This is a genomic window from Shewanella sp. SM55 (genome assembly GCF_025654025.1).
Lineage (GTDB): Bacteria > Pseudomonadota > Gammaproteobacteria > Enterobacterales > Shewanellaceae > Shewanella > Shewanella oncorhynchi.
This window is the reverse complement of the sequence record NZ_JAKKRS010000020.1, coordinates 74,234-87,877: the sequence shown is the minus strand read 5'-3', so window position 1 is coordinate 87,877 and position 13,644 is coordinate 74,234. Positions and strand designations below refer to the sequence as shown.

Here is a 13,644-nt window from a genome sequence, read left to right as displayed (position 1 = left end):
TAATAATTAACCAACCAGCAAGTTGCTAAGACACTTGATTTGATGACGAGACAGTCAGACTGATCTACTGAAAACCTTAGTCGGGCATAGGCTCATAATGAAGCCGCAAGGATGATAAGGACAGTAGAAGCAGATATCCATCAGGGCCAGAGGAATCCCTCAATAACAGGCCGAATATATGGGTGCAATGAACTCTTCTCAAAATCGCTATCGAATGTCTTGCAAACCGGATGGGTCCATATATGACCGGCTAGCTTTCGCAGGTGCAGGGACGCATCCTTCGGAAGCGATAGCAATTTGTCCATAAGACCGAGGCCTGTCTCTAATGCATGTAACTTCGCTAGGGGGCGGCAAGGGAGATCCAAGAGGGAATTGCTGTTGATCCCCTATTGGTCGGGTGTGGGTTGAAGACCCACGACTTTGACTTATCTCGGCCGTAAGGCCGCAATCAATATAGCATTGTGCTAAACAGCACCAATATTAGCCTGAGGGGTGAAGCCCCACGACTTTTTAACTAAAGCATTCAAACGTAGTTTGGAAAGTTTTAAAGTCTCACTTTGGTGCCAATCAATTAAGTTTGAGTTGCAAAAATCTATTATGATCTCCGGGCTATAACAACTTATCTTGCTATAAGGATTACCGTGTCTCAGCCGTTGGAAGAACCTAAGTTAGAAACTGCGCAAATTTGCCCTTTGTGCAAAGGCGCGAATCAATGTGCGGTGATTGTTGGTAAGGGTATTGAGGACTGTTGGTGCGCGCAGCAGGTGTTTCCGCCTTTGGCGGTGTTGCAAGCGCAAGCATCAGATTCGCTGCAAGATTCAATCAGCCCCATTTTACTGTCTGCCGATGCGTGTATTTGCCAAGCTTGTTTAATCCAACTTAAGCAGGGGTTAAGTCTGGGGCAGCTTGCAGAGCAGGATGAAAAAAGCCCATCGAGTGTGAGCGACGGGCTAGGTTATGAGGTGAAATAGCGGGCTATTAGTTTATGGTGTAATCCATTTGCACGCTAGTTTGTGCTTCCACGGCTATACCATTTTCAAACTTGGGTGCGTAACGCCATTTATTTAAGGTTTCAATACTCTCTTTTTCAAATAAAGCACCACCCTTAGAGGCTAAAATTTCAGGATTTTTCACGAACCCATGTTCATCGACAGTAAATTTAAGCTGAACCCAGCCACTTTTACGTTGCTTAGCATAGGACATTGGATAGTCTGGTACGATACGGAAAATAGGTTGTTGTTCCTGTGCGTCGGCCCAAGGACGCATTTTGCCGATAGCAATACAGTGGGCGGTGGACTCGTCACGCTTTCCTTGGCGCTCATAGAGTTCGACTAAATAAGCGTGGGCACTTAAGGCATAGGGATGGCTAAAGTTAAGGGCTTCAAACTGCTTCACGACTTCTAAAAGCAATGGCATCGCCTTGTCATCATGCTTTTCTGCATACTCAACTGCACCCACCACATAGGTTGCCTTGACTCTGTCTATGGCGTTCTCTGGTAAAATCTCTTTATAAATATCATAGGCATCGAAGGCATAGCGTCTTACGCTTTTGGTGTATAGCTCTGTATTTGATAAGCGGTTGAAGGCGGCCATTTTTACATCGGCGAGCAGTTTCTTTTTATCGGATTTCTCAGCAATTGCGATAGCAGTAAGCAAATCATTTTTCGCATCTTTGGCTTCAACGGCGGTTTGTGCAGTCCCCAGTAAGGGGTCGATAAGCTCAAGCGCTTCTTTGCCATAATGAACTTTATAGTTTGCAAGAGCGAGCTGATACAACTCATTTGCCTTCGCCGTTTTTGGCAGATTCTTTTCTGCAAATGGGTAAGGGGCGACTTGCTTTTCTATCGCGCTGGCCCAGTTCATGGCGAGATTCGCTAAGTCGACACTGTCTTTGGCATATTGGGCTTCGCCGAGTAGATAAGCGGTTTTTGCGCTTGCTTCAATATTTGCAGCATCGCCTTTTTCTACGGCGGCTTGATAGTCACTATAGGCTTTGGCAAAGCTATTTTCTGAGGCATGCACGCTAAGAGAAGTGCCTAAAGTGAGGGCAAGAAGACAGGCAATTGGCAGCATTTTTCCGTGTGACATTCTATATATCCTTATTATTAATGAAGTTGGATGATACATAGATGTGGATTATGGGACAAGTCAGTTTGGTTTTTGTTAATTTGCGGTAGAGGTGCTGAGCACTTAGATTGAAAATAGGCGAGCCCAGTTGTCACTGGGTCGCTTACTTTATTTGTTGTTATGACTAAATGACTACCGGATTATTTGGCAATAAAAGTCACGGCGAACTGCCCAAGCGCGCCGTATTCAAATTTGCAGACCTGTGCCAATGGCAGATCGAGCACGCCAGCGTAGGAGCCTGTGATCACATATTGCCCTTGCGTTAAGCCAATGCCTTGGGCGGATAAAAAGTTAACTAACCAGTAGAGTCCCGCCTTAGGGAAACCGTTAGGATGAATGGCGGATTTTTGCAGTGTGTCGCCATCCTGAATATCAACGCGGAGTTCAAAACGGCTCGTTTCTAAACCTTCTTGCGGATTAAGTACTGGCCCTAACCACAGCCCTTGATTGACTAAGCCATCGGCGAGGGCATCAAAATGTGTCGCTTCACTGGGTGTGTGGTAGCGGCTTTTGATCAATTCCAAGGCTAAGCGTGTGTGGCCTAAGGCCTCGTCGATTTCAGCCTCTGTGTAAGGCGTGCTTCTTGGCGGTAAATCGCGAGCAATCTCGAAGGCGAGTTCAGGTTCGACTCGGGCAAGCCCTTTAGTCGATGGATAGAGTGGGCAAGTGGTCGATTGTTGGTACACATCAACTTGATAAATAGGCGCCACCACGGTTTTTTCCGCTGTGGGTAAGAGGCATTTCCACGCCGCGATAGGATTGTTATCGCTTGCCTTATATATTTCTGCCACGGTTTGTTGAATAGCGAAGGCCTGTTCGAAGCTGGTTGGCCTTAGTTCTGGGATCAGTAAATCGCCGCTCGTGCCTGCGGTGCGGCGCTCGGCTAATTCTTTGGCTGCGGTATTAATATGCGTTTTAACTTGTTCGAGTGTGACGGTAGATAACATTAACTTTCCTATTTAAAGCGTAGCTTAAAAAGAAGTGGCCTAGGGAGTGTGTGGCAGAAGCCATTTTTATGGGCCAAATATACTCGGTTATTGGCAACGCGGGAAATGCCAATGTTGGCTTTCGGGGTAAATCTGCTGTCGTTGATTCAAACGTAGGGCCAATATTTCAGCCATCGTAAGATGCTGATACTTGCCTCACATAAGTGTCAGCTAAAGTATCCAAGCTAACGCGAATGTTTCCATGATGATCCGCTAGATATTGTGTTAGCTCAGTGCCAGAATGGCTGTCCATTTTGCGGTTTCTACTGGACTCCTTCGTGAATCTTAGCCATAACGCCCCTCAGGCAAATAATCATGCTCAACTCGGGCTCCTATTCATCTCAGTTGCGGTTTTATTTTGGGGTATTTTACCCATAGCATTGAAACTGTCGGGCGCGTTTATCGATCCCATTACTTTGACTTGGTTTCGTTTTTTAGTTGCATGGCTAGTGAGCTTAGTTATCCAGTGGAGTGCGGGCAGTTTAAAACAATTTGCGGGACTGACGGGAACGGCCTGGTTAAGGTTGGTACTTGCTGGCATCTTTTTGATGCTTAACTACGTTTCATTTGTGTATTCCCTCGATTTTCTTGCACCGGGTGCCGCCCAGCTTAACTTCCAAACCTCACCCTTTTTCCTCGCCTTTGGTGGTGTGTTGTTTTTTAAGGAACGGCTTAATGCGGTGCAGCTCAGCTGTTTTGCGACTTTAGCATTAGGTATGTTGATGTTTTTCCATCCGTATTTAGATTTTTCTGCATCGGATAATCATCAGGTTTGGCTTGGGGTGATGATTATTCAGTTCTCTGCCTTATCGTGGACGACCTATGCGTTATTACAAAAATCCTTATTGAACCGTTTATCGCCCGCGAACGTACTATTAGTGCTCTATGGTTTAGGCATTGTGGTTATGGCACCCTTTAGTGACTTTAGTCAGTTCGCCAACATGGACAGTTTCGATTGGCAGGTTGCCCTGTTTTGCGCTGCCAATACACTGATCGCTTATGGTTGTTTTGGTCAGTCGATAAAATATTGGCCGACGGCACAGGTGAGCGCTATGTTGGCCCTAACGCCAGTATTTAGCTTTAGTGCCACGGCGTTAGTGGTGAGCCTTGGCTGGTGGCCAGAAGTATTCCGCGCTGATGAATTAGATGGTTTATCTCTGCTGGGGATTGGCGTGATTATTGTGTCTGTGATGGTGGTGCAATTGCTGCCTATGTACCGTAATCGTCAGGCGAAGCGTTTACAGGCTGCCTAACGCATATATTTTATTTATGGGAAAGGCCAGTGATCACTAGACTCAGCGAATTAAAACTTCAGGATATCCGTGGCGTCATCTTCGATCTCGACGGTACGCTTGCGCATTCTAATCCCGACTTTGCTGGGCTGCGGCGTGAATTGGGGATTCATTCTGGCACGGATATCTTGGCCCATGTCGAGAGTCTGAGTACTGATGAAGCACGGGCTAAGGCGTTAGACATTGTCCATGAGTACGAAAGACAAAGTTCACTCAAGGCCAGTTGGATTGATGGCGCGAGGGAGCTTATCGAATGCCTACGGGCCAAGTCACTGCCCTTGGCTATTTTGACTCGCAATATGCCAGAAGCGGCGCAAATCACTATCGATAAACTCGGCATCGATATTGCACTGGTATTAACGCGCTATGATGCCGAGCCTAAACCTCACCCGCAGGGTATCCACTTGATTTGCGAGCAATGGCAGTTGAGTCCGGCGGATATCTTGTATGTGGGCGATTATCTGTTTGATCTGCAAACTGCGCGCAATGCGGGTAGTCACTGCGCCCTCTATTGCCCTGAAACCATTCCCGATTATGCCAAGGGCGCCGATATGCTCGTTACTTGCTACCATAGCTTTATCCAAGCATGGACAGTTGGCGACTAGGCATTGTTTTGGGCCGTGACTGCATCTTGCTTATCTTGTTTCAGTCCCAAGCGCACACTATCTAGTAAGGCAATTAGCCAGCAGAGGATAAAGCCATACATTAACTTGTCTGCACCATCCCGAATGGTTGCGGTGGTTTGCTTGGTCACTTCGGCCGCAATCACGCCTATATCCAACGGCAAAACGCCAGTTTGAATATCCAGCGAGATAAGCTGTGCGACTTGCATGACTTGTTGCAGCATCAGGCCAAGACTCAGTATTGCCAGCACAAAAAACACTAGGGCGCTGCGTTTATGTTGCAGATAGAAATGGCCGCTGCCGGGGGCGACGAAGGCGGATAATAGTCCAGCGGTAAGGGCTTTTTTCATGGGAGTCGATTACTTATACCATTAAACTCTTTGGAGATTAGACACTAAGCTTTATCTTTGCTAAAGGCAAACTAAGACAAAATCAAGACAACAAAAAAGGAGCCTAGGCTCCTTTTTTAGTCTCTAGCTTAAGCTAGATTAGTCTTCACGTGGTTTACGTGGCTTACGCTCACCGGCAGGTTTGTCTGCACGAGGTTTGCGGTCAGCAAATGGCTTGTCACCAGTAGACGCAGCGCGAGGCTTACGATCACCCGCTGGGCGGTCACCTGTTGGACGATCGCCACGTGGTTTACGGTCACCCGCAGGGCGGTCTGAACGAGCACTGCGGCCTGAATCAACAAATACTTGATCGCCAGCTTCGCGGATGTTCAATGGCTTGCCACAAACACGTACTTTACGTAGGTGCTGTAACACGTCTTTTGGCATGCCGTCTGGCAGGTCAACAGTGGTCACTGCATCGTAAAGTTGGATTGCGCCAATGTAACGGCTGTCGATGTTAGCTTCGTTTGCGATAGCGCCAACGATGTTACCCACACCTACACCATTCTCACGACCTACGTCGATCACGTAACGGCACATTTTTAAATCTGGGTTGTCTTTCAACGCTTCAGCTGAGCCTAAGCTTGCTGGCATTGGACGCGGTTCGCGACTTCTGCGTTCACCACGCTCACCACCACGGTCATTACGATCACTTCCGCGGTCGCTACGTTCAGTGCGCTCACTGCGTTCATCACGAACACGTTCTTGAATGGCTGGCAATTGCAAAGGACGTTCTTGCTGAACTTGCTGTAATAATGCAGCGGCTAGCAGATCGGTATCGACTTCTAACTGTTGGCATAATTGAGCAACAGCTTCTTTCATGAAATCTAAATCGCCGTTGATTGTTTCAGCCAATTGCTCACCTAAGCGAGACAGACGACGTTCTGCAACTGTCTCTGGGCTTGGGATTTTCATTGGTGAAATGCGGCTGTTAGTTGAACGTTCGATAGTGCGCAGCATGCGCATTTCACGGCTCGTTACAAACAAGATCGCCATACCAGTACGGCCAGCACGGCCTGTACGGCCAATACGGTGTACATAAGCTTCGGCATCATACGGAATATCGTAGTTCACAACGTGACCGATACGCTCAACGTCAAGACCACGGGCCGCAACGTCAGTCGCGATCAGAATGTCTAACTTGCCACGTTTCAGTTGGTCAACTGCACGCTCACGGGCTTGCTGGTTCATGTCACCGTGTAGTGGTGATGAAGCATAACCGCGGGCTTCTAACTTCTCAGCTAACTCAACACATGAGTTACGAGTACGCACGAATATGATTACACCTTCAGTGTTTTCAACTTCTAATACACGTACTAAGGCCTCAAGTTTGTTGTGTTGTGATACTTGTACGAAACGCTGTTCGATTGACTCAACCGTAGTTTGGCTTGATTCGATACGAACATGTACAGGATTACGTAAGTGCTGGTTAGCAACACGCTTAATTTGCTCTGGCATAGTGGCAGAGAATAACGCCAGTTGGCGTTCGCTTGGCGTGTGCTCAAGGATCCATTCGATATCATCGATGAAGCCCATTTTTAACATTTCATCGGCTTCATCGAGCACTAAGGCTTGTAATGAATCGAGTTTCAAGGTGCCGCGACGCATATGGTCCATAACACGACCAGGCGTACCAACGATAACTTGTGGGCCACGTTTCAGGGCATTCAACTGTTGTTGCATGCTTTGGCCGCCATAAATAGGAAGAACGTGGAAATTCTTCATAAATTTGGCATAGCTACTGAACGCTTCGGCAACCTGCACGGCTAATTCACGTGTTGGTGCTAATACTAAAATTTGCGGTGTAGTTTGGCTGGTAACTTTGTTTAATAGTGGTAACGCGAAGGCGCCAGTTTTACCTGTACCTGTTTGCGCTTGACCTAAAATATCTTTGCCAGCCATAAGTGGATCGATACTGGCTGATTGGATTGGCGTTGGTTTTTCATAACCTAGCTCGTCAAGAGCACGCAACAAATTCTCGGATAGGCCGAGTTCACGGAAAGTTCTTTCATCGGATGACATTGGGTTGTAGCCTTGTGGATGCGCGCGCGAAATGGCGCTAAAGTTTCACAGACAGAAAATCAACCCCGTGTCGATTTCCCGCGAACGACGGATTATAGCAGCATGGCGGCCACTTTACCAATCAGAGTCACGCTATTTAACCTGTTTTCTGCATTTTTTTCGCTAAAACTGAGCAAGAAACGCGCCACTTCCCATTAATTCTTTAAATATTCAACATTTAATTGAAGTAACTCGAATGCGGACTCTGTCACTGCCGCAAGAAAAGTGATGTCGATTGTCGCGACGGTATCCTCTGGTGTGTGATATTGGGGATGGGTCGGCACACCAAAATACAGCCAAGGGATATTCGCTTTGTGGAAGGGGTAATGATCCGACGCCCGCAGCCAATCGGTACTTTGTATGCTTCGACCAACGGGTTTAGGGTGAGTGAGTTTAATGCAAAGTCGGTTCTGCTGATTCAGTAGGGGTTTAAATTGATTGAACTGAGTGAAGTTTCGACTGCCTTCGAGGTAAATCGCATAGGGCCTGCCGGGGTGACTCACCATATCTAAATTCAACATCAGCTCAAAAGTCGCTTCTGGCAGGCGGGTTTTGAGTTGTTCAACCAAGGCGATACTGCCATAGAGCCCAGGTTCTTCGGCATCGGTTGCCACAAACATCAGGTTTACCTTAGGCAAGGTATTGGGTTGTAGGGCAAATTGCTGTTGCCAATGTTTGGCAATGGCGAGCATAGCAGCGACGCCGGAGGAATTATCATCGGCGCCGTGGTAAATCTTACTGCCGCTCATGCCTAAGTGATCATAGTGGGCGACGATAATGCGCCATCGATTTGTCGGCTTTGTCGCCATCGCGGTGGCGACCACATTGTCGCCAGTTTCTTGGGTGAAGAAGGTTTGGTATTCAAAGGGCACGATAAAGTCCGCTCCCCAAGGCTGTAAACCTAGCCCCTGAAATTGCTGCTTTATATAGTCACGACTTTTTGCCGCACCTTGGGTTTGGGTTTTGCGGCCTTCAAATTCATCCGAACTTAATACTGTGACTGTCACTTGTAACTCTGTGGGCTCGGCCCAAGTGAGTTTTAGCTCAGTGCGTGCACAGGTTTCGGTTGAGTTAGCGCAGCCAGTGAGGGTGGCTACAACAAAGCAGGCCAGTGCAAATAAGCCAAGTCTTTGGGATTGATGTCTTATAAGGTGCATGATCTTGAACTTGGCGAGCAGCTGACCGATACGACTGTGGTTGAATAGAGTCAATGCGCTTAGGTTTATGTCGCTTAGATTTTTACTTAAAAGTGATTGATACTGCCTCGGTAATATAAGGTGAGTCACTGGGGACTGAGTGCTATCACGCATGGACATTCCTTATCGCTGAAGCCTTCGCCAGAAGATGAATATCATCTTTGCCTAAATCCGATTCTAATTCAATGAGATCTATATGTATGCGATAGCTTAAGCATATTGGATTGCTGAGCGAAAAAAAGCGCAGTGCTTAGGGCGACTGCGCTTTTATTATTCAGACCAACTGCGGCATGAGCCGAATGTTAAGCCCTAGCTTTATTGGCCTTTGCCAGCTCGATATCCCGTTTTAGCAGTGGCTTTAAGAAGCGTGCCGTGTGGGAGGTTGGATGCTCGGCGACTTCTTCCGGCGTGCCTGTGGCTAAAATCATACCGCCACCACCGCCACCTTCTGGGCCTAAGTCGATAATCCAGTCTGCGGTTTTGATCACATCCAGATTATGCTCAATCACCACAATCGTGTTGCCGTGGGATTTGAGACGATGCAACACGTCGAGCAGCAATTGAATATCGGCAAAATGTAAGCCCGTGGTCGGTTCATCCAAGATATACAAGGTTTGGCCCGTGTCACGCTTAGACAGCTCTTTGGCAAGTTTCACCCTTTGGGCTTCACCGCCCGAAAGTGTGGTCGCACTTTGGCCGAGGCGCACATAGGACAAACCCACATCCATCAAGGTTTGTAGCTTACGGGCAATGGCAGGTACGGCATCGAAGAACTGACGCGCATCTTCCACTGTCATCTGCAGTACTTCGTGAATATTCTTGCCTTTATAGCGTACTTCTAAGGTTTCGCGGTTGTAGCGCTTACCTTTACAGGAATCACAAGGTACATACACATCGGGTAGGAAGTGCATTTCGACCTTGATCAAGCCATCGCCTTGGCAAGCCTCGCAGCGGCCACCTTTTACGTTAAAGGAGAAACGACCGACTTGATAACCGCGAGTACGTGACTCTTGGGTTCCGGCAAAAATCTCGCGAATTGGGGTGAAGATGCCAGTATAAGTGGCAGGGTTAGAGCGCGGTGTGCGGCCAATTGGGCTTTGGTCGATATCGACCACTTTGTCGCACAGTTCCATCCCTTCGATACGATCGTAAGGTGATGGTTCGTCCACAGTCGCCCCGTTGAGCATTCTATGGGCGATTTTGAAGAAGGTATCGTTGATTAAGGTCGATTTACCCGAACCTGATACGCCCGTCACACAGGTGAATAGGCCAATGGGAATGGTTAAATCCACATTACGCAAGTTGTTACCGCGAGCGCCAAACAATTGAATGACTTGGTTTTTGTCGAAGGGAATGCGCGGCGTATCGATATGAATGCTGCGCTTACCGGAAATATATTGTCCGGTAACTGACTCTTCACAGGCGATGATTTTCTCAATTGGGCCGTCGCAAATCACTTCGCCGCCGTGTACACCTGCGCCTGGACCAATATCGATCACGTGATCCGCCATACGGATCGCATCTTCGTCATGTTCTACCACAATCACAGTGTTGCCCAAATCCCGCAGGTGGATAAGCGTCTGTAGCAGACGCTCGTTATCCCTTTGATGCAGGCCGATTGAAGGTTCGTCGAGCACATACATCACGCCGACGAGCCCTGCACCGATTTGGCTGGCCAGTCGAATACGTTGGGCTTCACCGCCCGAGAGGGTTTCTGCCGAGCGCGATAGGCTCAAATAATTGAGGCCCACGTTGACGAGGAAGCCTAAGCGATCGCGGATTTCTTTTAAAATCTTCTCGGCAATCTGCGCCTTTTGGCCACTAAACTCGACTTTCTCGAAGTAGTCCAAGGCTTCGCCAATCGACCAAGTGGTGAGTTGTGGCAGGTTGATATCACCTAAAAACACGTTACGGGCTTCTTCGCGCAGACGCGAACCACCACAGCTTTGACAAGCTTGGGTATTGATAAACTTGGCTAATTCGTCACGTACCGAGTTACTTTCGGTTTCGCGATAGCGCCTGTCCATGTTGTTTAGAATGCCTTCGAAGGGGTGATTACGTACCACCACATCACCGCGGTCATTAATGTATTTAAAGGCAATACTTTCTTTACCTGAGCCGTAAAGTACGATTTTGCGGACTTTTTCGCTAAGCTGCTCGTAGGGCACTTCGACATCGAACTTATAGTGTTCGGCGAGTGAGCTGAGCATTTGGAAGTAATAGAAGTTGCGTCTATCCCAGCCGCGAATCGCACCGCCCGCCAGTGAAAGCTCGGTATTGGTGATCACGCGCTCAGGATCGAAAAATTGTTGTACCCCTAAACCATCACAGGTTTGGCATGCGCCGGCTGGATTGTTAAAGGAGAAGATCCTTGGCTCTAATTCCGCCATCGAATAACCGCAGTGCGGGCAGGCAAAGTTGGCCGAGAAGATCAGTTCTTCGCCTTTAGATTTACCAGTACCAGTGTCGTCTTCCATGCTGGCAACGGTCGCTATGCCGCCGGAGAGTTCCAGCGCGGTTTCAAAGGATTCCGCTAAGCGTTGCTTGATATCGTCACGCACTTTAAAACGGTCGACGACCACTTCAATCGTGTGTTTAACGTGTAAATCTAAGGTTGGCGGATCGGTTAAGTCACACACTTCACCGTCGATACGTGCACGGATATAACCCTGTGCCGATAGACCTTCGAGCAATTTAACGTGCTCACCCTTACGAGCGTTGACCACAGGTGCGAGCAGCATCAAGCGGCTGTCTTGGGGCATTTCCAACACTTTATCGACCATTTGGCTGACGGTTTGTGCCGCCAAGGGTTGATTATGTGTCGGACAACGCGGCTCACCCACGCGGGCAAACATTAAGCGCAGGTAATCGTAAATTTCGGTAATCGTGCCCACGGTTGAACGTGGGTTATGGGAGGTGGATTTTTGCTCTATGGATATCGCCGGGCTTAAACCTTCGATATGGTCCACATCGGGCTTTTCCATTAAACTCAAAAATTGGCGAGCATAGGCAGATAGGGACTCGACATAACGTCGCTGGCCCTCGGCATATAAAGTATCGAAAGCGAGGGAGGATTTGCCAGATCCCGATAAGCCCGTGATGACAATCAGTTTATCCCTTGGGATAGTCAGGTTGATATTCTTGAGATTGTGGGTGCGTGCGCCGCGTATTTCAATCTTATCCATCTATCGCTCTAATGCTATATGCTTAAAAAAATGAGCACAAGTATCGCACAGTTCCGCCGCTGAGTTTAGTTGATTCTGTGATCTGCACCAATCCTAGGGCTGGCACTGGCTTTAAGTCGGCCTGCTTTGCGGGATGTTGTGGATGGAATGGATTAACTAAGATTAATACTGTTGTTGCGCACTGACTCACAGGACAATTGTGAACACTATGTTAGACTCATTCCCCTGTGCATGAACGTTAAAAATAAAGATGTTAACTCTGACACAGTCAATATAGGTCCGTGATAAACGGGATAAAAGCTAAGTGTATAGTCAGTGGTTTAGGCCACTATTTCCTTTTGAGCAAATCCTTTTGGGTGTGGTAACATGCGCCCCTTAAAAGACTTCAATCCAGGGCAAAATCATGGGTAACAACGGACTTTCGGGTACTGAGAAAAAAGTCGCGTTTTCTTTAGCCAGTGTATTTGGTTTGCGCATGATGGGCTTGTTTATGATCATGCCCGTCTTTGCACTTTATGGTCAGCATCTCGAAGGCTTTTCGCCTCTGTGGGTGGGTATTGCTATCGGCGCTTATGGCCTGACTCAAGCCGTGCTGCAAATCCCCATGGGGATTTTATCTGACAAATATGGTCGCAAGCCGATTATTCTCGGTGGCTTAGTGTTGTTTGCTATTGGTAGTGTTATCGCTGCTAACGCAGATACGATTTATGGCGTTGTCTTTGGTCGAGCTGTACAGGGTATGGGCGCGATTGCCGCTGCCGTGCTGGCGCTTGCCGCGGATTTAACCCGCGACGAGCAGCGCACTAAGGTGATGGCGATTATTGGCATGTGTATCGGGTTATCTTTTGCCCTGTCTTTGCTAATGGGGCCTATCGTCGCGCAACATCTTGGGTTGACTGGATTGTTTTGGTTAACGGCGGTATTTGCTATTGTCGGTATGCTGTTGATCCAGTTTTTAGTGCCTAATCCCATCACTCAGGCGCCGAAGGGAGACACTCTCGCAACGCCCGCTAAGCTCAAACGTATGTTCCTCGAGCCGCAATTATTTAGGCTTAACGCTGGGATTTTTATTCTGCATTTAGTGTTAACCGCGGTATTTGTGGCTTTGCCGCTGGATCTAGTTGATGCGGGGCTCGTGAAAGAAAAACACTGGATGCTGTATTTTCCCGCTTTTGTGGGCGCGTTTATTTTGATGGTGCCGTTAATCATCATAGGGGTTAAGCGCAAAAATACTAAGGTGATGTTCCAAATTGCCCTCGTGATCATGATAGTGGCATTGCTGGCGATGGCCGCATTTGCGAGCAATCTTTGGGTATTGAGTTTTGCCGTGGTGCTCTTCTTTACAGGGTTTAACTATTTAGAAGCCTCACTGCCAAGTTTGATTGCCAAATTTTGCCCCGTCGGCGAAAAAGGTTCGGCCATGGGCGTGTATTCTACTAGCCAATTTTTAGGGGCTTTTTGTGGTGGTATGCTCGGTGGCGGTGCTTTCCAGCTCGTGGGCGCAGTCGGGGTATTCATTGTTGCCGTGATCTTAATGTCTATTTGGTTATTCCTGACATTAGGCATGCAAAATCCTGTGCTGTTAAAGAGTTACACCTTAGAAGCTGAAGTGAAAGACAAGGCGCAAGCGCGCGATATGGCAACCCAGTTATCCCAATTAATGGGTGTTGTTGAAGCCATAGTCGTGCTGGACGAGAAAGTGGCTTACTTAAAGGTAGATGAGCATTTCGATTTAAGAGAAGCACGAGCTGTGTTAGGCTCTGCTCAATAATATCTGGTCTGCCG

10 protein-coding genes are annotated in these 13,644 nt (G+C 47.9%); 4 read left to right on the top strand and 6 right to left on the bottom strand.

Annotated elements, in window-relative coordinates; all coding sequences use genetic code 11:
- The first annotated feature begins 641 nt into the window (after positions 1-641).
- A complete protein-coding gene (locus L5L91_RS21105) occupies positions 642-971 on the top strand; it encodes a cysteine-rich CWC family protein (protein WP_263237667.1) in 330 nt (109 codons plus the stop codon).
- A 7-nt stretch (positions 972-978) separates the two neighbouring features.
- On the opposite strand, the gene L5L91_RS21100 is transcribed toward L5L91_RS21105, so the two are convergent.
- Entirely contained in the window at positions 979-2,088 is a 1,110-nt protein-coding gene (locus L5L91_RS21100) for an energy transducer TonB (RefSeq protein WP_263237665.1), read from the bottom strand.
- A gap of 179 nt (positions 2,089-2,267) precedes the next feature.
- A complete protein-coding gene (locus tag L5L91_RS21095) occupies positions 2,268-3,074 on the bottom strand; it encodes a hydratase (RefSeq protein WP_263237663.1) in 807 nt (268 codons plus the stop codon).
- Positions 3,075-3,391: 317 nt separating this feature from the next.
- Here L5L91_RS21095 and L5L91_RS21090 point away from each other — a divergent pair, with 317 nt between their 5' ends.
- Together L5L91_RS21090 and L5L91_RS21085 are read left to right on the top strand one after the other, a co-directional pair.
- Positions 3,392-4,366, top strand: a complete 975-nt coding sequence (locus L5L91_RS21090) for a DMT family transporter (protein WP_014609812.1) — start codon at positions 3,392-3,394, stop codon at positions 4,364-4,366.
- 29 nt (positions 4,367-4,395) lie between these two features.
- On the top strand, positions 4,396-5,010 hold the full coding sequence (locus L5L91_RS21085; protein ID WP_263237660.1) for an HAD family hydrolase: 615 nt from the start codon (positions 4,396-4,398) through the stop codon (positions 5,008-5,010).
- On the opposite strand, the gene L5L91_RS21080 is transcribed toward L5L91_RS21085, so the two are convergent.
- The 4 genes from L5L91_RS21080 to uvrA form a co-directional block, all read right to left on the bottom strand.
- Complete coding sequence (locus tag L5L91_RS21080; protein WP_263237659.1) at positions 5,007-5,378, bottom strand: DUF6677 family protein; 372 nt, start codon at positions 5,376-5,378, stop codon at positions 5,007-5,009. The genes L5L91_RS21085 and L5L91_RS21080 overlap by 4 nt on opposite strands.
- A 138-nt stretch (positions 5,379-5,516) precedes the next feature.
- The gene (locus L5L91_RS21075) at positions 5,517-7,439 is read right to left on the bottom strand and encodes a DEAD/DEAH box helicase (protein ID WP_011847889.1); all 1,923 of its coding nucleotides are present in this window, start codon (positions 7,437-7,439) and stop codon (positions 5,517-5,519) included.
- A gap of 194 nt (positions 7,440-7,633) precedes the next feature.
- The gene (locus tag L5L91_RS21070; RefSeq protein ID WP_263237657.1) at positions 7,634-8,788 is read right to left on the bottom strand and encodes a M28 family peptidase; all 1,155 of its coding nucleotides are present in this window, start codon (positions 8,786-8,788) and stop codon (positions 7,634-7,636) included.
- A gap of 188 nt (positions 8,789-8,976) precedes the next feature.
- Positions 8,977-11,859, bottom strand: a complete 2,883-nt coding sequence (gene uvrA, locus L5L91_RS21065) for an excinuclease ABC subunit UvrA (protein ID WP_263237656.1) — start codon at positions 11,857-11,859, stop codon at positions 8,977-8,979.
- 403 nt (positions 11,860-12,262) lie between these two features.
- Here uvrA and L5L91_RS21060 point away from each other — a divergent pair, with 403 nt between their 5' ends.
- Positions 12,263-13,630 carry an MFS transporter gene (locus tag L5L91_RS21060; RefSeq protein WP_263237655.1) on the top strand — a complete coding sequence of 456 codons (1,368 nt, stop codon included), beginning with the start codon at positions 12,263-12,265 and terminating at the stop codon, positions 13,628-13,630.
- The last annotated feature ends 14 nt before the right edge of the window (positions 13,631-13,644 follow it).